Source organism: Curtobacterium sp. MCSS17_016 (assembly GCF_003234255.2).
Lineage (GTDB): Bacteria > Actinomycetota > Actinomycetes > Actinomycetales > Microbacteriaceae > Curtobacterium > Curtobacterium flaccumfaciens.
This window is the reverse complement of the sequence record NZ_CP126254.1, coordinates 1721427-1740060: the sequence shown is the minus strand read 5'-3', so window position 1 is coordinate 1740060 and position 18634 is coordinate 1721427. Positions and strand designations below refer to the sequence as shown.

Genomic DNA, 18634 nt, shown 5'->3' with positions numbered 1-18634 from the left:
CCAGCGCAACGGCGCAGAGCGAGCGATCACGCACGCAGGGGCCACTCTCGGGGAGGCCCCTGTCCGGCCAGCCATACGGCCTCGATGCAGGGAGGGGAGCAGCGAGGACGCGTTCTGATCGTCTGAGTCACTTCGGCAACAGCTGAGGTGACGATCAACCGTATCCAGTCACCGCGGCCCGCGCTAAGCGACGGCCCGGAAAACCACCGCAAACCAGGCCACCCCCTACGGCGTGTCCCCCACAGACATCGGGATCGCGATCGTGACGCCTTCGTTACAAGCAGCATGAAACTCGACCACGTCAACAGCACCGCAGCCTCCTAAGCGAACGAGTCGATCAACCCTGCAGCAGTCCCGGCTGTTCTGAATCGCTCGAAGCCGACTACGGACCGGCACCGCGTGCGAAGGGTGCCGTGTCCTCCCCGAACACGCCGTCCGCTAGCTGTGATGTCCAGGGACGTTGTGTCGTTGGGCGGTCGTTGACGCGCTGATCGAAGAAGGCCTCCCGGTGGTGGAGTGGAGCTGTCTAGGAACCGCTTCACCGACCAGGAGGCCTTCGTGTCCCACGCTAACGCTGCGCTGACCCCACGCGCCCGTCTTCGTCTCGCCAAGTTGATCGTTGAGGGCGGACGGCCCGCGACGACTGCAGCGAAGCTGTTCATGGTGTCGCCGATCACAGCCCGGAAGTGGGCTGCCCGATATCGGACTGATGGTGCTCCGGGAATGGCAGATCGGTCCAGCCGTCCGCACCGGATGCCGGCGAAGACGCCGCCGGAACTAGTGAAACGGATCGTGAAAGCGCGGTGGCGGCGCCGCCTCGGGCCGGTGCAGATCGGCGGCGAGCTGGGGCTACCGGCGTCGACGGTGCACGCCGTCCTGGTGCGATGCCGCATCAACCGGCTCTCCCACATCGACCGGATCACCGGCGAGCCAATCCGCCGCTACGAACACGCGACTCCCGGCGCAATGATCCACGTTGACGTGACGAAGTTCGGGAACATCCCTGACGGCGGCGGCTGGCGGTTCGTTGGGAAGCAACAAGGCGACAAACACAAAGCCGCCACAGCGCTTCGGACAGGCAAGACCGCCAAGGGCAACTGGAAGATCGGCACGGCGTTCGTGCACACCGTGATCGACGACTGCTCTCGCGTCGCCTATGCCGAGATCCATGCCGACGAGCGAGCCGTCACCGCGATCGGTGTCCTCCAGCGGGCCGTCGCATGGTTCGCTGATCGGGGCGTCACGGTCGAGCGGGTGCTCTCCGACAACGGCTCCGCCTACAAGTCCCACGCTTGGACCGACGCATGCTCGGTGCTCGGGATCACACCGAAGAAAACCCGCCCCTACCGACCACAGACGAACGGGAAGATCGAGCGGTTCCACCGCACCCTCGGCGAGGGCTGGGCATACGCACGGTTCTACGACTCAGAGACCGAACGCCGAGGGGCGCTCCCCGGCTGGCTCCACTTCTACAATCACCACAGGACCCACTCCGCCATCGGAGCCCCACCCATCAGCAGACTCAACAACCTGCCTGGACATCACAGCGCCGACCCACTGCCCTCCACCCGCGTGTCGACGATCCGACACGGAGACGCAGGCTGGCCGGGCGGGGTGTTTCACCTGGTGGTCACGGTGTGCGTCCACCGAGTCGCACCAAGCCCCGCCCGGTCGGCCACTCGCTCGCTGCGACGCTGCGGAGCAACTCAACGCTGGGCCGCAGGCCGCACGACGATCTCGTTGACGTCGACGTCGGGTCGCTCGGCCACCGCGTAGGAAACGGCGCGGGCGATCGCGTCGGCGGAGATCGACTCGGCACGGTAGACGACCATCGCGGCGGCGGCGGAGGCGTCGGTGATCGTTGCGGCGAGCTCGGACTCGGTGACTCCGGGCGACACGGTGGTGACACGGATTCCGCGCGGTGACTCCTGACGCAACCCCTCGGTGATCGCCCGTGCTGCGAACTTCGTGCCGCAGTAGACGGCAGCCGTGGGCGAGACGTCGTAGGCACCGACGGATGCGATCGTCACGACGTGGCCCGTGCCCTGCGCGAGCATCGTGGGCAGTGTCGCCGTGATGCTGTGGAGGAGGCCGCGGACGTTGACGTCGATCATCCTGTCCCACTCGTCGACGAGGCCGGCGGCAAGGGGCGAAAGCGGCATCACGCCGGCGTTCGCGACGAGCACGTCGATCCGCCCGAAGCGTGCCTGGGCAGCAGCCGCGAACTCCTGCACCGAGGCGAGAGCGGTGACGTCGAGCGGCACTGCCATCGCCGTACCGCCCGCCCCCTCGATCTCGGTGACGAGCTCGTCGAGCCGGTCGGTGCGCCGGGCCCCGAGCACGACGGGATGGCCGGCCGCGGCGAGGCGGATCGCCGTCGCGCGACCGATGCCGCTCGAGGCGCCCGTCACGAGGACGACCTTCCGTCGGTGCAGCACCATACCCGCGTGGTGCAGGACGTCGTCCCTGAAGTCGCCGTCCGCGGTGAAGCCGGTGTCGTCTCGGTAGTCGATGTGGTCGCCGTCGACCTCGTAGGTGCCCACGTACGCCGCCTCACGGTCGCCTCGGGCCTCCACGTAGCGGCCGTCGGGCCGCAGCTCGTGGCGGATACGGCCATCGGCTGTGACCCAGAGGCCGAGGTAGGGGTGAACGGGCTGGGGTGCGCTGCTGGTGTCCATGCTCCCAGCCTCGACGCCGCGCAGTCCCGGACCATCGCCCTGTCCTGCCGGGGTGCGGCAGGACCAGGGAGGCGGCGCTCCTGCCACCTACCCTGGTCCCGTGCCCATGCCCGCCGACGACCTCACCCTCGCCGCGTACCTGCGCGCGGTCCGCGGCCGCCTCACCCCGGAGTCGCTCGGACTGCCAGGCGGCGGTGTCCGCCGGGTGCCCGGACTCCGCCGGGAGGAACTCGCGGTGCTGGGCGGCGTCAGCGTCGACTACTACACACGCCTCGAGCAAGGGCGGGAGGTGAGCCCCGGCGCCGCCGTGCTCGAGGGCATCTCCGACGGGCTCGAGCTCGAGGGCGACGAGCGCGCCCACCTGTTCGCGTTGGCAGGGCTGGTTGCTTCCCCGCGACTCCCCCGCGTGGCGACGTCGGTGACGCCGGCTCTCGGGCAGCTGCTCGACTCGTGGTCGACGCACCCCGCGTTCGTGATCGACCCCGCGCACGAGGTCCTCGCCGCGAACGCCCTGGCCCGTGCGGTGTACGCACCCTTCGGACGGCTCGACAACCTCGTGCGGATGACCTTCCTCGACCCGACGGCGCGGCACTTCCACGCCGACTGGACCCGCGCCGCAGACGCAACCGTCGCGAGCGTGCGGGCGGCGACCGCGGAGTTCGGGAGTGACCCGCGCCTCCTCCGTCTCATCGCGGAAGTGAACAACGCCAGCCCGGAGTTCGCCGAACGGTGGAGCACGCAACGAGTACGGCGCAAGACGACCACCGCGAAGCAGTTCGAGCACGCGGAGGTCGGGCGGCTGGAGTTCGACGCCCACACCTTCGCCGTCGAGGGGTCACCCGGCCTGCAGCTCGTCGTCTACGGCTGCGAGGCCGGCTCTGCAACGGCGCGCGCGCTGATCCTGCTGTCCATGGGCACGGCAAGCACATCGACGATCAGCGAGTAGTGCATCCGTCAAACGGGCCGCTCACCTGCGCGGGTGACCGTTCGGTACCGCCCGGGCGGGAGCGACCGTTCACGGCTGAACGCTCGGCTGAACGCGTAGACGGAGGTGTACCCGACGTCGGCGGCGATCTTCTGGAGGCCGTCGTCGGTGTCACGGAGTCGACGCGCTGCGAGGTTCATCCTCCAGCGGGTGAGGTACTCCCCCGGCGTGGTGCCTGCGAACGTCCGGAAGCGGCGCACCAGCGTCTGCTTCGACGTCGCGATCTCGCGTGCGAGCGCCTCGGTCGTCCAGGGGTGACCGGGAGCGTCGTGGATCCTCGTGACAGCGCGCATCAGGAGCGGGTCGCGGAGGACTCCCCACCACGAGGCGCCGGGTTCCGGCGAGGAGGCGAGCCAGGTCCGCAGGATCGCGACGAGGAGGACGTCGACGAGACGATCGAGGACGAGGTGGGTCGCGAGGCCGGGACGAGCGAGTTCGTGCCCGATGAGTCGGACGATGTCCGCGAGGCTCGCGTCCAGCTGCTGGGCCCGGAGGTGGATCACCGGAGGAAGCAGGGCGAAGACCGGTGTGGATCCAGCGGGGTCGTGCGAGTACGAAGCGCCCAGGATCTGGGTCGGCTCGTCCCCGTCACCCAGACGCAGGAGGCCACCACCCCGGCGTGCCTCGTCGGCGGCCGCGACGTCGCAGGAGTGGATGCCGACGCCGGGCGCACTGGAGAGCGCATGGGCGGCGCCGGTGGTGAGGACGACGACGTCGCCCGTCGTCATGAGCCTCGGAGCCCCGCCCTCGACCGTCAGGTAGGCGACACCGGCAGTGACCGCGTAGACGACGGCGTCGCGATCCCGGACCCACTCCACGCCCCAGTCTCCGGCGGCCGCGATCCGGGCGCCGGCACTCCCTCGGACTCCGGAGATGTCGAGCACTTCGGAGAGGACGTCCACTTCGACGAATGTACGCCGGACTTCCCGGATGGACCAGGGAACGATTCCGGATGGTCCTGGCGGACATGAAACTGGTCCTCAGGGTCATTGAACGTCCCACCGGCCGCTCCTAGCGTTGGCGACGTCCGGAGCACTCGTTCGGGACGGCAACGACACGAAGGAAGCAGTCACCATGAGCACGACCGAAGACACCGTCCCCGATGGCCTGATGCCCCCCGACGTCCTGGCCTCGACGACCCCGGTGGCCGTCTACGGGTTCGCCCGCGCCCGGGCCGGCAAGGAGCAGGAACTCGAAGACGCGATCCGCGCGATCATCCCCGCGGTGCGATCCGAGCACGGCTACGAGCAGTACTCGGTGCACACCACGAAGGAGCAGCCCGGGGCGTTCGCGTTCTACGAGCGGTGGTCCTCCGGGGCGGACATCGCGCGCCACGTGCAGCAGCCGCACATGCAGGACTACTTCGGCAAGCTCGCGGACCTCGTCGAAGGCGACCTCGAAGCCGAATGGCTGTCGCCCCTCAGCGACTGACTGATCGCTGGCCGGTCCTGGTGGGAGACCGGCCAGCGGCGGCTCGGTGGGCCCTGCCGGGATCGAACCGACGACATCCACGGTGTAAACGTGGCGCTCTACCAGCTGAGCTAAAGGCCCTCACCACGATCCTAGGGTGTCAGCGCTCGATCGTCGTCGAACCAGGCGGGCACGTCACGACACCCCGCACCGGGGTCGGTCGCAGCGGATCACGAGTCCTTGCACGTCCTCGTCCCGGTCCTCCGACACGCCCCCCGACAGCACGATGGGGGTGTCGTCGGCGCTGAGGCCGATCGCCAGCGTGCTGGTGCCCGACCGTTCGTCCTGCACCGGCGGGAACCGGGCGATCGTCGTCTGCTCGGAGTTGGTGCACCGCGCGTCACGGCACGAGAGCAGTCCCAGAGTGCCCCGTTCCTCGTCACGGACCGCGACGAGTGGCCGCCCCGATCGGTCGATGACGAACGCCGGAAGAAGGCCCGTCGGCCCCTTCGGCGTGATGTCCGTGTGCGACGAAGACGAGCACGACGCATCCGCGCAGAACGTCAGCCGCTGGGTCGCGATCCCGTTCGACCGCGCGAGCACGACCGGGTTCCCGTCGCCGCCGATCGCCACCCGTGCGTCGTACGCCTCGTCCCACGCCCGGACAGGCTCCCCCGGCGGGATCGCGTGCGACAGGTCGCGGACGACGGGCTGTCCGCCGTCCGGACCGAACGACACCAGCCGCAGGGCGGAGAAGGTCGAGTCCTGGTGAGTCTCTGACACCAGCGAGACCACGGCCGCGCCGTCCGGTGCGACGGCGACGTCCACACCCTGGTGGTCCAGCGGCGGGATCCACGGCAGCGCAACCTTCTGGACCGTGTGGTCAGTACAAGCCACGTCCTCGCAGAACACGGTGACCAGGTGCGAGCGCGCGTCCGGTTCGCCGCGGCGGGCGATCCCGGCCACCACCGGCCGGTCACCGGAACCCGCGATGGCGACGTCCGTCATCCAGTGGCTGACGTGATCCCGGTCTCCGTCGACGATGTCGACGGCAGTGACCGTGGTGCGGCGCCCTTCCGGGCGATCGACGGCCGGTTCCTCGTCGGCGGAGTCGCGCTTCCCCGCCCGCCTTCCCGCGGGCCAGGGGGCACCGTCCGACTTCGGCGCCGCATCGAGTTGGTCCGCTCTGGAGTGCACGACTTCGAGCTCGTACTGCTGCGCTTCCTCGCCGTCGAACCGCACCTTCCAGTGGGCGGTGAGCAGCCCGCCGTCACCCGCGCTGCCGACCGCGGATCCGAGTGTCCGGCTGGGCATCTCCGTGGCCTCGTCGCAGGACACCTGTCGACACATCCGAAGGCTGCTCGGAGGCGTGTACGGCGCGCTCACGACAGCGGTCTGTCCTGCGACGTCGGCGACGTCTCCACCGGAGATGGCGCGCGCATCGACCGACGCGGCGTCGTACTGCACGACGCCGAGCGGATTGCTCGAGAGGATCACCGCGAACACCACCGCCGGGACGAGCACCACGCCCGCTCCGACGAGTCCAGGCCGCGCCCGTCGTCCCCCGGCCACCGAGTCCGGCGCCAGCGGTGACCGAAGCCGACCGCCTTCGTTCCGCGTTGCGGCGCCGCGCACCGCGATCGCGACGACGAGCAGCACCAGTCCGGTCGCGGCCATGCAGCACCAGGCGACGATGACGCTGCTCCGGAGCACGGACGGCGGCAACAGGCGCAGCAGCAGCAGGACGCCGACCCCGAGCACCGTCGTCAGTGTTGCTCCCCCGACGAGCGCACGACGCGGCGTCGCCGTCGCCTCGTGTCCACCGCGGACGACGACCCGACCAGACCCCCAGGCACGACGGAACGCGGGACGACGGGGCACACCGGCCACGAGCAACGCCCAGCCGAGCAGCAGGGGCGCCGCGACGACGGCACCGACCACCAGCAGCACGACGATCACGACGACACCCCATCCACCTGCCCGCCACGACACAGTGGTGGCTGTCCCCGCCGCCACCGCCACCACCGTGACGAGAGCGGCCTCGACGATGAGCCGCCAGCGGTGAACCGACCACCGCCAGGCGTCGCGCGGCCCCGCCACCGCCTCGTCTGCGACCGCGAGCATGACCACGGTGGTTGCGGTCACCCCGAAGCCGAGCCCGAGCGCCGCGATGACCGTGCCCACGGCGAGCAGGGCCACGGGTACCGCGGCCCCGTCGAGCGCCACGAACGCACCGTTCACCAGGGCGACTCGACCACCGGGGACGCCGAGCAGCAGCACCACCCCGGCCAGCAGCAGCCCGGCAGCGAACGGCACGACGAAGGCGAGCACCGCGCGGCCGCCGCTCCACGCGATCGACGGCACGGGTGGCGGACCGTACTGCCGCCGCACCGCGGTCTCGGTCGGTCCCGCGCTGGCGACACCCGTCCCCGGTCGTGCACCATCCATCTGCTCGTCCCCCTCCGACAGCGTCCGCCCATGCTGTCAGGTTCGAAGCCAGACGTCCAGAAGGTGACATTTCAGCGCGCGGGCCTCGCCTGGCGAGAGTGGCTGACTCGAATGGTTTAGCCCGAGCCTTACTTTCGACGATATGAAGCTCTACGCTTAACCCATGAAGTCCGAGCCCGTGATCGCCGTGATCGTCGACCTGGTCGACTCCCGCACGCTCGAGGACCGCTCCGCAGCCCAGCAGGACGTCGAGCGCGCGTTCGACAGTACCGCGGACATCGCCGCACTCGACCCCCTCCGCGCCACGGTCGGCGACGAGTTCCAGGTCATCTACGGCACGCTCACCGACGCCCTCGTCGCGACGACGGCCGCGACCCTCGCACTCCCCCCGACCGTGCAGATCCGCCTCGGCATCGGCCGCGGGCAGGTCCGGACGATCGGCACCGGCGGCACCGGCCCGCTGCAGGACGGCCCGGGCTGGTGGTCGGCGCGGGATGCCATCAACGAGACCCACCGGCGCGAGGACGGCCGGACCGCGTTCCTGCGGTCCTGGTACCACGACGCCGACGACCGCCACGGAACGACGGAGCGACTCGTGAACGCCTACTTCCTCAGCCGTGACCACGTCGTCTCGCGGCTCGCGCCCCGTGCCCGCCGGATCGCACTCGGTCTGGTGCAGGGTCGGACGCAGGCGCAGATCGCCGCGGACGAGGGGATCACCCCGTCGGCGGTGTCCCAGTCCGTGCAGAAGTCGGGCGTCGCCGCCCTGGTCGAGGGCCTGCGTGTCCTCGGGGACGGGGGCCGCTGATGCTCGCCGGAGTCCTCCTGACCCTCGTCGGGCTCGCCGACGTCGTCCGCGCACGGACCGGGACCGATGCGGCACCTCGGCGCGTGCTGACCACCACGGCGATCGTCCTGCTCTGGGCCGTCGTGACGACCGTGGCGGTGCTCGGCCTCGGCCTCGCGGTCTGGTCGGTGCTGGTCGCGGTCGTCCTCGCAGCCCTGTGGGTCGCGACGACGATCCCGGTGCGGTCCGGTGGCGCACCCGGCGGTCGGGATCGGGCACTCCCCTGGCTCCGACGCTCCGGGTCCTGGCCGGCCGTCCTGCTCGCGGTCGCCGTCGCCGTGCTGCTGCTCTGGGTACCGGCTGCCGACGCCTCCGGCTTCGTGGTCGACTGGCACCGTGACGCCGGCCCGGCGTTCGTCGGAGCGGTGCCGCTCGCGGCGCTCGTCGCCGGCATCGGGTCCGCACTGTTCCTGGTCGACTCGGCCAACGTGGTCGTCGCCCAGGCGCTGCCGACGGGGCTGTCGCCCGACGCACGGCTCGGTGCTGTGGCGGCCGAACCGACCCGCCGGAAGCGCTTCGACTGGCGCCGCACCACCCGGGCGCCCGCGGCAGACACGGACACAGACACAGACACGGACACGGACGGCACGGTCACCCTCAAGGGCGGACGCATGATCGGCCCGATCGAGCGCCTGCTCTTGGCCGGGTTCTCGTTGGCCGGCGCCTTCCCCGTCGTGGCGGCGCTGATCGCCGCGAAGGGGATCGTCCGCTTCCCCGAGATCCGCCGCGAGACGACCGGGTACCAGGCCGAGTACTTCCTCATCGGCAGCCTGGTGAGCTGGGCGATGGCCTTCGCCGCCGCCGGCATGTGCTGGTTGCTGGCACTGGGCTGACGAACAGCCCGGCCCCCGATCACCGCAGGTACGCTCTCCCCCGTGAACGGTGTCGGAGTCGGTGTCCTCGACGAAGCCGGGCGGCTCCGCCTGCTCGGTGCCGGTGTGACGGGCGCGGCCTTCGCCGTCGTCCTGGTCATGCTGGTCCTGTCCTCGTGGACCGAGGCGACCACCACCGTCCTGGTCTCGGCCGGTGTCCCGACCGCCGTGGCTGGTGCCGCGATCGCCGTCGTCCTGCAGCGCCGCGCCTGGCGCGCCGAGGGCGGCTACGAACGGTCGATCGTCGTCCGCGAGTGGATCGCCGACGGCCAGGTGCCCGCGGGTGTGCCGGCAGACCAGTGGATCCCGCTCGTGCAGGCACAGGCCGACCGCGAGGGCGCCGGCTGGGGCAAGGTCGTCCTCGGCGTGCTGTGGATCGCGATGACCTGGTCGATGCGCGACCAGCACGGCACGCTCATCACGATGATGCTCATCCTGCTGTGGAGCGCGATGGCCCTGTGGGCAGCCGTCTGGGTCATCCCCCGCGCCCGGGCCGCGCGAGCGCTCCTGCGCCGCGGGGTCGCCACGATCGGCTGAACCCCGCGCGGCTGAACCCTGCCCGGCTGAACCCCGCCCGTGCGCGTCTGACTACGCTCGGATCCATGCAGAGTCGCACCCTCGGCCGCACCGGCCGCTCCGTCTCCCCCATCGGTCTCGGCACCTGGCAGTTCGGCGGTGACTGGGGTCCCGTCTCCGAAGCCGACGCGAACGCCGTCATGGACGCCTCCGTCGAGTCGGGCGTCACCCTGTTCGACACCGCCGACGTCTACGGCGACGGCCGGAGCGAGCAGCTCATCGGCGCGTGGCGTGCCGCGAACCCCGACGTGCCGCTGACGATCACCACGAAGATGGGCCGTCGCGCCGACCAGGTCCCCGAGAACTACGTCGCCGCGAACTTCCGCGAGTGGGTGGACCGCTCGCGGAGGAACCTCGGGCAGGACACCCTCGACCTCGTGCAGCTGCACTGCCCGCCGACCCCGGTCTACGAGGACGACGCCGTCTACGACGCCCTCGACGCGCTCGTCGCCGACGGCTCGGTCGCCGCCTACGGCGTCAGCGTCGAGACCGCCGACCAAGCCCTCACCGCGATCGCCCGGCCCGGCGTCGCGAGCGTCCAGATCATCCTCAACGCGTTCCGCCTCAAGCCGCTCGACCGCGTGCTGCCGGCCGCCCTGGAGGCAGGGGTCGGCATCCTGGCGCGCGTCCCGTTGGCCTCGGGGCTGCTCTCCGGCAAGTACACGACCGACACGTCGTTCGCCGAGGGCGACCACCGCAACTACAACCGCCACGGCGAGGCCTTCGACCAGGGCGAGACCTTCAGCGGCGTCGACTACGACGACGGCGTGCGCGCCGCGCAGACCTTCGCGGCCTCCCTGCCGGACGCCGTCTCGGTCCCGCAGGCGGCGCTCGCGTGGATCATCGCGCAGGACGGCGTCACCGCGGCGATCCCCGGCGCGCGCAACCCGGAGCAGGCGCGCTCGAACGCCGCCGCCGGCGACCTGCCGCCGATCGAGGGGCTGGACGCCACCGTGCACGACCTGTACGACACGTGGTTCCGCGCGAGCGTCCACGACCGCTGGTGAGACGCCGGAGCGTCGCGGTCGCGGTGGCCGCACTCCTGCTGCTGTCCGGGTGCGCCGCATCCGGACCGGCCACCGCCCGCGACGCTCCGCCCTGGCCACGGCCGACCGATCTGACGGCCCGCGCCGAGTCCGCGGGGCTCCTGAACGTCTGGAGTGAACGGCTGGCCGAGCACGTGCACACGCACCTGACGATCCTGGACGGCGACGAACCGGTGACCGTCCCGGCGAACGTCGGGCACTCGGACAGCCGGAAGTTCGCCGCCGAGATCCACACGCACGACACGTCGGGCATCGTGCACGTCGAGTCCCCGACGGAGCAGACGTTCACGCTCGGCCAGTTCTTCGACGAGTGGGGCGTCTCGCTCGGTCCGGAGCACGTCGGTGGCCTGCGCGGCGAACTGACGGTGTGGGTCGACGGGCACCGGAGGATCGGCAACCCGCGCTCGATCGAGCTGACGGACCTGCGCCAGATCGTCCTCGTCGTCACGACCGTCGGCGAGGTCCCGCACCTGCCGGCGCCCTTCGACTGGCCGCCGCAGTACGACTAGCGCCGGAACCGGCTCGGCTCAGGCCTCCTTCGCCGCGACCCACGACAGGTCGAGGTCCCACTGCGCGACCGACCCGGCCGGCAGCTGCCACACGTACTCGTTCTTGAGCTTCTTGCCGTCCTCACGGAACGGCCCCGTCCGGTACGGGTAGAACGCCACCGTCGGCAGCGTGCCGGGCGGCGCCGTGCGGATCGCGTTCGAGAAGTCCTTGTTCAACCGCCGCAGCTCGCCGATCACGTCGCCCCGGGCGGCATCCGCGTCGAACCCGCCAGCGCCCGAGGCGAGCTGGAACGCGATGTGCAGCTGCCGGTCACCGCGGTCGTCCTCGTAGCTGATCAGCCGGTGGTTCTCGACGGCCTCGAGCAGCTCCGGGTCGCCGTACACGACGTCCCGCACCACGTCGGGTGCGACGACGGCGCCGTTGTAGTCGACCGACAGGTCGGACCGGCCGTAGTGGAACAGCAGCGGCAGGTCGAGCTCGGCCTCGGCGGCGAGCGCCGCGTGTCCGGTCGCCCGCAGCACGGACCGCAGCTCCTTCATCCGCACCACGTGTCCGCGGTCGTGGATGTTGTAGCGGATGCGTGGGCTGATGTTCTCGGAGCGGGCGATGGTGACGACGAGTTCGCCGAGGTCGTTCGTCTCGATCAGGTAGCCGAACGGGTTGAACTGGAACACCATCGGCAGCACCCCGTACTCGCCCTGCTTGGTCAGGGCGGCGGAGAGTTCCGGTGAGGCGGCGATCGCCCGGCGGAGCTGCACGCTGAACGGGGTCTCGATGCCGAGGTTGATCTCGAGGTCACTCGCCCCGTAGGAGCCGAGGACGGCCTGCGCGTACTGCTCGATGTGGGCGCGCATGTTCTCGCTGATGCCCTCGCCCCCGAACGCGGCGACGATCGTGTACTGGCTCCAGTCGAGCCGGTCGTCCTCGAACAGGGCTTTCAGGAACGGTGGGTAGCTGCAGATGATGTAGGTGAAGTCGGTGCCGAACTCGCGCATCGTCTGCACGATCTTGTCGCGGTCCGGGCCGATCGACTTGATCATGGAGGACTCGGTGAGCGAGGCGGTCACGTTCATCCCGGTGGCCCAGGCCCCGAGGGAGAAGGCGTTGAGCACGAACGGCTGCTTCGACAGGTCCTTGGCGGTGCGGGAGAACCCGAGCTGCAGCAGCTGTCGGGTGGCCTGGCGTTCGTCGGGGCCGCGCACCCAGCTGGTCGGGGTGCCGCTCGACCCGCTGGACTCGTCGACGACGACGCCGCGTCGGGGCAGGCGTCCGTCGATGCAGCGCTCGGGGATGCTCCAGCGCTTGACGTAGGAGTCCTTGTCCATCTCGGGCAGTCCCGAGATCGCCGCGGCGATCCCGCCACGGGTGTCGAGCCTGGAGGCGCGTCCGGACTCCGCCAGGAACGCCCGGTACGCGGGGACCCGCTTCGCAGCCCGTTCCGCGGTCCGCCAGGCGCGCCAGCGTCCGAGGGTCCAGCGGAGCGGCTCGATGCCGGGCGTGAGCAGGAGCTTGTGGGTGCCGACCCGGGGCATGAACAGTGCGACGAAGGTCTCGACCACCCACACCACCGAGAACACCGCTGCGCGCTTCACCGGGTCCCCCCGACGGTCATCGCTGCTGCGGGTCGGCGGTGTGCCAGGGGTGGTGGGTCGCTGTGTCCGAAGCGGAACAGCATCCAGGCCATCCGCCCGTCGGACTCGTCGACGCCCGCACGTTCCACGAACGCGGCGTGTGACCGCGGGTTGGTGATCACGGTGCCGAACGGGTGCATGGCGATGCCGCGGGCGGAGAACTCGAGCCAGATGCGCATGAAGACCCGTCCGGCCTCGACGTACTCGGCCGGGGTGCTGAACGGTCCCTCGAGCCAGGCGAGCTGTCGGACGCCCCGCATGGTGGACAGGTACACCCTGCGGAAGACCCCGCCGATGCCCGGGGCCTGCCAGAGTCCGCGGTGCTCCATGGCGAACCGGAGCACCCGGCCGGGCATGAGCATCGTCTCGGCGGACAGCCCGTCGCCGGTGGCCGCTGCCTGTCGCTTCGAGAACCGCAGCCAGTGCAGGATCTCGTCGTGCACGGCGTCGTGCTGCAGGTCGTCGAACAGGGTCTCCTGGTTGACGCGCACGATCTCGTCGACGGTGGCCCGGTCGTCGGTGGTGCGGAAGCGCTGCCCGGCCGCCGATGCGATGGCGGACGCGGCCTCGATCGCAGTGGCGTCGACGAGCGTTGCGTCGTAGGGCCTGCGTGAGGTGCGCCGTGCGAGGAAGCCGGACAGGGCCTCCCGGTCGTCCGCGGTGACCACGTGCGGACGCAACGTCACCGTGCCCAGCCGGTGCAGGCGGTCGTCCGCACCAGCGTCGAGCCGACCGAAGTCCATCTCGGCGTGGTCGAGCCGTTCCTGCACGGTGTGCCCGTGCGCTCGTGCCACCACGTCGAGCCCGGCCAGGAACACCCCGGCGCAGACGTGCCCGAACGGGATGCCGAACGACTCCGCCGGCAACCCCCGTCGCAGGTCGTAGAACACGGTCGCGGTGCGGTCGTCCTCGACGCGCACGACGATCGGTTGCGAGTTGTGCGGCGACGGGTAGTGCCGCGCGTCCTCGATGATGCCCGTCCACGGTGATGCCATCGTTCCCCCTCGGTGGTCCCTGGCGACGATCATACGAACCCCCGGCGTCCCCCATGCCGGTCAGGGCATGCACTGTGGACAACCGGTGCGTAGCCTGCTCCTCGTGATGACCATCCGCACCGGCACCGACCTCGCCGCGGTCGAGGACGTCGTCGACGCCGTGACGGCGCACGGCGAGCGGTACCTGGACCGGGTGTTCACCCTGCGGGAGCGCACCGACACCGGCGACGACCCGGAGCGCCTCGCTGCCCGGTTCGCGGGCAAGGAGGCCGTCGTGAAGCTGCTCCGGCCGGCTCCGGACCAGGCGATCCCGCTGCGGGACGTCGCCGTCGTGCTCGACGCCGGCGGTGCCCCCACGGTCGAGCTGTCCGGAGCGGCCGCGGCCCTGGCGGAGTCGATCGGGTGCGGCCCGATCGCGGTCTCGTTGGCACACGAACGGGGGCTCGCGGTGGCGACGGTGGTGGCCCTCTCGGAGCGCTGACCCGGCGCTCCGGACAGGGGTGCGGTTTCCCGCACCTGCACGGCGGTTTCCCGAGGGCCGTTCCTCTTTACGGTTGCAGTCATGGAACAGGACCCGAACCCCTCCAGCACCACCGCGACGATCGCCGACCCGGCCACCGACCGGGCCGTCCGTCGCGCCCTCGCCGAGCACGGCCGGCTGACGGTCGACGCGTGGGACGTCGCGTCGATCGCCGACCTCTACGCCCTCGGCCTGACCTCGCACGCCACGGTCAACGTGATGCTCGCGGTGGAGTCGGACCTCGACGTCGAGTTCCCCGACTCGGTGCTGAACCGGTCCACCTTCGCGACCGTCGAGTCGATCGTCGCCGCGGCGGAGCTCGCCGCGGAGCTCGCCTCGTGACCCTGGTCCTGCCGGCACCGTCGGTCGTCGACCGGTTCGCCGAGCGTGCGAGCGCGGTGGCCGAGGTCGCCGCACAGTTCGCCGACGAGGTCGACCGCGACGCCCGGCCCCCGCGCGAGGCCATCGCCGCGATGCGGGAGTACGGCCTGCTCGCGGCAGCGGTGCCGACCGAGCACAGTGGCGAGGGTGCCTCCGTGGCGGAGCTCTCCGCGATCGCGACCGAACTCGGCCGCGCCTGCGCCGCGACCGGCATGGTGTTCGCGATGCACCAGGGCCAGGTCATGGCGCTCTGGCGGCACGGCGGCGACGGTGCCGGCGTGCTCGAGACGATCGAGGCCGTCCGGGGTGGGGCACTCGTCGCGTCGGCCACCACCGAGCGCGGCGTCGGCGGCGACGCCCGGCGGTCCACCTGCTCCATCGAGCCGACCGACGACGGCCGGATCCGCCTGCGCAAGGACGCGCCGGTGATCTCGTACGCCACCGAGGCCGACGCGGTGTTCGTCACCGCCCGCCGCGACCCGGACGCCCCGGCGTCGGACCAGCGACTGCTCATCTGCCGCACCGACACGATGGTCCTGTCGCAGACGTCCACCTGGGACACCATGGGGCTCCGCGGCACGTGCAGCAACGGGTGGATCCTCGACACCGAGACGACGACCGACCGGGTGTTCCGCGACGACTACGCTGCGATCTCCGCCCAGACGGTCCTGCCGGTGTCGCACGTGCTCTGGGCCTCGGTCTGGCTCGGCATCGCGGTCTCGTCCGCCGAACGTGCCCGCAGCGCCGTCCGCAAGCAGGCTCGCGCCGCCGTCGGGACCACCCCGCCCGGTGCGCTCCGGCTCGCCGAGCTCCTGGTCGACCTGCAGGCCCTCGCCGACTCGGTGCGTCACGCCGCCGAACGGTTCGACGCCGCAGCCGACGACCCGGACGTGCTGGCCTCGAGCGCGTACGCCCTTGCCGCGAACGCCCTGAAGATCGGTGCGTCCGAGCGCGTCACCGACATCGTCACGAAGGCGCTGCGCATCGTCGGGATCGCGGGCTACGCCGCCTCGGGTCCGATGAGCATCGCCCGACACCTCCGAGACGCCCACGGGGCCGCCGTCATGGTGAGCAACGACCGTCTCCTCAAGAACGACGCCGACCTGGCCATCATGACGGGAGTGATCCTGTGACGATCACGGACACCACCACGCACACCACCGACACCACCACCGCGGACACCGCCGCCGACGCAGCCGCGCTCGACGCCGCCCGCGCAGCCCTCCGCGCCCGCCTGCTCACCGACGGCGTCCTCCTCGACCTCGGCACGCCCGGCCTCTACGGCCGCACCGGGGTCTTCGAGCGCGTGTACGCCGCGGTCGACGCCGCAGCGGTGCGCAGCCAGCAGCACCTCGGCGCCGAGGTCCTGCGCTTCCCGCCGGTCGAGCCACTCGCGTCGTTCGAGCGCACCGACTACATCGCGTCGTTCCCGGACCTCGCCGCGTCGATCTCCGGGTTCACCGGCGACGACCGCACCCACCGCGCACTGCTCGCCGCCCGCGAGCGCGGTGAGCGCTGGGAGGGGTTCCTCGAGCCGGCCGACCTCATGCTCACCCCCGCGGTCTGCCACCCGGTCTACGGCCTGATCGGCGACACCGTGCCGCAGCAGGGCCGGTTCTTCGACGTCCTCGGCGACTCCTTCCGCCGCGAGCCCTCGCTCGACCCGATGCGCCTGCAGGCCTTCCACATGCACGAGTTCGTGCACGTCGGCACCCCCGCGTCCGCGGCGGCCCACCGGGACGGCAGCATCCCGGTGATGCGCGCGCTGCTCGAGTCGTTCGGGCTCGAGATCGACGTCGTCCCCGCCAACGACCCCTTCTTCGGCCGCGTCGGGCAGATGCTCGCCCGCAACCAGGTCGAGCAGGCGCTCAAGTTCGAGTTCGTGACGAAGGTCTACGGCCCCGACCACGACGCCACCGCGATCAGCTCCGCGAACCTGCACGAGGACCACTTCGGCACCTCGTTCGGCCTCCGCACCGAGGACGGACAGGTCGCGCACAGCGCCTGCATCGCGTTCGGCCTGGAACGCATCACCATCGCCCTGTTCGCCGCCCACGGCACGGACCTCGACGCCTGGCCGGCGTCCGCCCGCGCCGCCCTCGCCCTGTGACCACGCTGCACGGCTGGTCCGGATCGCCGGCGATCCGCGCAGCGGTCCAGCTCCCCGCCGCCGCGCGCGCCGGCGTCGTGATCTGCCCGCCGCTCGGGCAGGAGGGCGTCATCGCGTACCGCACGCTCCGTCTGCTGGCCGACCGCCTGGAGGCCCGTGGCATCGCCTCGGTGCGCTACGACCCGTCCGGACGTGGTGACGGCGCACCCGACACCGCGCCCGACGCGCAGGTCCGGTCCGCACGCCACGCCGCCGCCGTGCTCCGCACGACGGGGGTGCAGCACGTCGCCTTCGTCGGGCTGGCCTCGGCGGCCCTCGTCGCGGCGAACGCGGCCGCGGACACCGACGGCCTCGTCGTCTGGGACGCCCCGGCATCGGGCAAGGGGTGGCTCCGTCGGCAGCGCGCCCTCGCGACCATCACGATCGGTGCCGACCGCGTGGTCGACGGCGTCGAGAGCCTCATCGGGTTCGACGTCGAGCCGGACGAGGCCGCCGCACTCTCGGACCTCGCCTTCGCCCCGCGCACCGGACCCACCGTCGCGCTCGTCCGTCCGGGTGCCCGGCCGCCGAAGCCCCTCGGTGGCGTCGACGTGACCGAGGTCACCGGCAGCGCCGAGCTCCTCGACGGCACGAGCATCCACGCCCGCATCCCCGGAGCCGCCGTCGACACCGTCGTCGCCTGGCTCGACACCTGGGCACCCGAGACGGCGGTGCCCGTCCGCGTGCCCGTCCTCGACGAGGTCCTCGACGTCGACGGCCGCGTGTCGGAGCGGATCGTCCACCTCGGCGATCAGGGGTTGTTCGGGATCGAGACCGTCTCGTCCGCCCAGCACCACGACGCCCCCGTCGTCGTGCTCCACAGCGGCGGCGCCGAGCACCGCGTGGGGGCCACCGACTACCAGGTCGAACTCGCCCGCGCCCTCGCCCGCGACGGCGCCCGGGTCGTCCGGGTCGACCGTCGTGCCACCGGCGAGAGCACCGGCGTGCACGAGGACGAGCGGAGCTTCCTGTTCGCGCAGGAGTGGGTGGAGGACCAATCCGCCGTCGTCACCGCACTCGCCACACCCTCGGACCGGCTCGTGCTCGTCGGCATGTGCGCCGGCGCCTGGGTCGCGGGCCGCGCCGTCGAGGAGGCCCCGCGCCTGGTCGTCGAGATCAGCCCGAACGACTACCGTCGCGTCCCGGCCGAGCCCGGCTCGTACGCCGACGGAGTCCGGGCGATCGACGCCCCGTCGCCCGCCCGGATGTGGGTACGCGAGCGGTACAACCGCTTCGTGCCGAAGGCCGTCCGCGACCGCATCGCCCGCCGCGACCGGATGGGCGGCGTCGTCGGCCACGTCCGCCCGCTCGTCGAGCACGGCACCGACGTCGTCGTGATCGTCGCTCCCGAGGACGCCGCCCTGTTCGACCGGCTCGGTGGGCAGAAGGCCGTCCGGCGCTGGCCCGGTGACGACCGTCGCGGCTCGGTGTCCGTCGTCCGCGTCGAGGACGGCGACCACGCGTTGTTCTCCCCGACGATGCGCGAGGCCGTGGTCGCCGAGGTGCGCTCCCGCGTCGCGGCGACGTTCCCTGTCCACACCTGACGCGCCCCGCCCGGCAGACCGTGCGGGTGCATGTTCCGACGA

17 protein-coding genes, 1 tRNA gene and 1 pseudogene are annotated in these 18634 nt (G+C 71.5%); 13 read left to right on the top strand and 6 right to left on the bottom strand.

What is annotated here, in order from left to right; translation table 11 throughout:
- Positions 1-558: 558 nt before the first annotated feature.
- Positions 559-1545 (top strand): annotated as a pseudogene (locus tag DEJ19_RS08240) (IS481 family transposase); the annotation flags it as partial.
- Between the two features lie 161 nt (positions 1546-1706).
- Here DEJ19_RS08240 and DEJ19_RS08235 read toward each other — a convergent pair.
- On the bottom strand, positions 1707-2678 hold the full coding sequence (locus tag DEJ19_RS08235; RefSeq protein ID WP_111233438.1) for an SDR family NAD(P)-dependent oxidoreductase: 972 nt from the start codon (positions 2676-2678) through the stop codon (positions 1707-1709).
- Between the two features lie 106 nt (positions 2679-2784).
- On the opposite strand from DEJ19_RS08235, the gene DEJ19_RS08230 reads away from it, so the two are divergent.
- Positions 2785-3624, top strand: a complete 840-nt coding sequence (locus DEJ19_RS08230) for a helix-turn-helix transcriptional regulator (protein WP_111233437.1) — start codon at positions 2785-2787, stop codon at positions 3622-3624.
- A gap of 8 nt (positions 3625-3632) precedes the next feature.
- Here DEJ19_RS08230 and DEJ19_RS08225 read toward each other — a convergent pair whose 3' ends face one another.
- Complete coding sequence (locus DEJ19_RS08225; protein WP_111233436.1) at positions 3633-4565, bottom strand: AraC family transcriptional regulator; 933 nt, start codon at positions 4563-4565, stop codon at positions 3633-3635.
- A 172-nt stretch (positions 4566-4737) separates the two neighbouring features.
- Between DEJ19_RS08225 and DEJ19_RS08220 the strand changes: the two genes are divergently transcribed.
- Entirely contained in the window at positions 4738-5094 is a 357-nt protein-coding gene (locus DEJ19_RS08220) for a putative quinol monooxygenase (RefSeq protein ID WP_051596779.1), read from the top strand.
- A 47-nt stretch (positions 5095-5141) separates the two neighbouring features.
- Here the strand turns inward: DEJ19_RS08220 and DEJ19_RS08215 are convergent.
- Positions 5142-5214: transfer RNA gene (locus tag DEJ19_RS08215), tRNA-Val, on the bottom strand.
- A gap of 54 nt (positions 5215-5268) precedes the next feature.
- The gene (locus DEJ19_RS08210) at positions 5269-7437 is read right to left on the bottom strand and encodes a hypothetical protein (protein WP_146250673.1); all 2169 of its coding nucleotides are present in this window, start codon (positions 7435-7437) and stop codon (positions 5269-5271) included.
- Positions 7438-7684: 247 nt separating this feature from the next.
- On the opposite strand from DEJ19_RS08210, the gene DEJ19_RS08205 reads away from it, so the two are divergent.
- The 5 genes from DEJ19_RS08205 to DEJ19_RS08185 all read left to right on the top strand — a co-directional run bounded on the left by DEJ19_RS08205 (position 7685) and on the right by DEJ19_RS08185 (position 11371).
- Positions 7685-8329 carry a SatD family protein gene (locus tag DEJ19_RS08205; RefSeq protein WP_111233434.1) on the top strand — a complete coding sequence of 215 codons (645 nt, stop codon included), beginning with the start codon at positions 7685-7687 and terminating at the stop codon, positions 8327-8329.
- Positions 8329-9201, top strand: a complete 873-nt coding sequence (locus tag DEJ19_RS08200; RefSeq protein WP_111233433.1) for a hypothetical protein — start codon at positions 8329-8331, stop codon at positions 9199-9201. Before DEJ19_RS08205 ends, DEJ19_RS08200 begins: the two co-directional genes overlap by 1 nt.
- Positions 9202-9243: 42 nt before the next feature.
- Complete coding sequence (locus DEJ19_RS08195; protein ID WP_111233432.1) at positions 9244-9777, top strand: hypothetical protein; 534 nt, start codon at positions 9244-9246, stop codon at positions 9775-9777.
- A 65-nt stretch (positions 9778-9842) separates the two neighbouring features.
- On the top strand, positions 9843-10823 hold the full coding sequence (locus tag DEJ19_RS08190; protein ID WP_111192931.1) for an aldo/keto reductase: 981 nt from the start codon (positions 9843-9845) through the stop codon (positions 10821-10823).
- Positions 10820-11371 (top strand): hypothetical protein, encoded by a 552-nt coding sequence (locus DEJ19_RS08185; protein WP_111233431.1) that lies wholly within the window; start codon positions 10820-10822, stop codon positions 11369-11371. The genes DEJ19_RS08190 and DEJ19_RS08185 overlap by 4 nt, the downstream gene beginning before the upstream one ends.
- An 18-nt stretch (positions 11372-11389) precedes the next feature.
- Here DEJ19_RS08185 and DEJ19_RS08180 read toward each other — a convergent pair whose 3' ends face one another.
- Complete coding sequence (locus DEJ19_RS08180) at positions 11390-12964, bottom strand: phenylacetate--CoA ligase family protein (protein ID WP_258377412.1); 1575 nt, start codon at positions 12962-12964, stop codon at positions 11390-11392.
- Positions 12961-13998, bottom strand: coding sequence for a nitroreductase family protein (locus DEJ19_RS08175; protein WP_111233430.1), 1038 nt, complete (start codon positions 13996-13998; stop codon positions 12961-12963). Before DEJ19_RS08175 ends, DEJ19_RS08180 begins: the two co-directional genes overlap by 4 nt.
- A gap of 106 nt (positions 13999-14104) precedes the next feature.
- Here DEJ19_RS08175 and DEJ19_RS08170 point away from each other — a divergent pair, with 106 nt between their 5' ends.
- The 5 genes from DEJ19_RS08170 (at position 14105) to DEJ19_RS08150 (ending at position 18592) form a co-directional block, all read left to right on the top strand.
- A complete protein-coding gene (locus DEJ19_RS08170; RefSeq protein WP_181441554.1) occupies positions 14105-14479 on the top strand; it encodes a holo-ACP synthase in 375 nt (124 codons plus the stop codon).
- An 81-nt stretch (positions 14480-14560) separates the two neighbouring features.
- Positions 14561-14860: an acyl carrier protein gene (locus DEJ19_RS08165; RefSeq protein ID WP_111033509.1), complete on the top strand. Its 300-nt coding sequence runs from the start codon at positions 14561-14563 to the stop codon at positions 14858-14860.
- A complete protein-coding gene (locus tag DEJ19_RS08160; RefSeq protein ID WP_111233429.1) occupies positions 14857-16032 on the top strand; it encodes an acyl-CoA dehydrogenase family protein in 1176 nt (391 codons plus the stop codon). The genes DEJ19_RS08165 and DEJ19_RS08160 overlap by 4 nt, the downstream gene beginning before the upstream one ends.
- Positions 16029-17009 carry an amino acid--[acyl-carrier-protein] ligase gene (locus DEJ19_RS08155; RefSeq protein WP_204166209.1) on the top strand — a complete coding sequence of 327 codons (981 nt, stop codon included), beginning with the start codon at positions 16029-16031 and terminating at the stop codon, positions 17007-17009. The genes DEJ19_RS08160 and DEJ19_RS08155 overlap by 4 nt, the downstream gene beginning before the upstream one ends.
- On the top strand, positions 17006-18592 hold the full coding sequence (locus DEJ19_RS08150) for an alpha/beta fold hydrolase (protein WP_111233428.1): 1587 nt from the start codon (positions 17006-17008) through the stop codon (positions 18590-18592). The genes DEJ19_RS08155 and DEJ19_RS08150 overlap by 4 nt, the downstream gene beginning before the upstream one ends.
- Positions 18593-18634: the final 42 nt, after the last annotated feature.

Excerpts from the sequence above, each read along its gene's own strand:
- DEJ19_RS08235 (WP_111233438.1), bottom strand. The coding sequence starts at position 2,678 with ATGGACACCAGCAGCGCACCCCAGCCCGTTCACCCCTACCTCGGCCTC.
- DEJ19_RS08230 (WP_111233437.1), top strand. The coding sequence starts at position 2,785 with ATGCCCGCCGACGACCTCACCCTCGCCGCGTACCTGCGCGCGGTCCGC.
- DEJ19_RS08220 (WP_051596779.1), top strand. The coding sequence starts at position 4,738 with ATGAGCACGACCGAAGACACCGTCCCCGATGGCCTGATGCCCCCCGAC.
- DEJ19_RS08205 (WP_111233434.1), top strand. The coding sequence starts at position 7,685 with ATGAAGTCCGAGCCCGTGATCGCCGTGATCGTCGACCTGGTCGACTCC.
- DEJ19_RS08200 (WP_111233433.1), top strand. The coding sequence starts at position 8,329 with ATGCTCGCCGGAGTCCTCCTGACCCTCGTCGGGCTCGCCGACGTCGTC.
- DEJ19_RS08190 (WP_111192931.1), top strand. The coding sequence starts at position 9,843 with ATGCAGAGTCGCACCCTCGGCCGCACCGGCCGCTCCGTCTCCCCCATC.
- DEJ19_RS08175 (WP_111233430.1), bottom strand. The coding sequence starts at position 13,998 with ATGGCATCACCGTGGACGGGCATCATCGAGGACGCGCGGCACTACCCG.
- DEJ19_RS08170 (WP_181441554.1), top strand. The coding sequence starts at position 14,105 with ATGACCATCCGCACCGGCACCGACCTCGCCGCGGTCGAGGACGTCGTC.
- DEJ19_RS08165 (WP_111033509.1), top strand. The coding sequence starts at position 14,561 with ATGGAACAGGACCCGAACCCCTCCAGCACCACCGCGACGATCGCCGAC.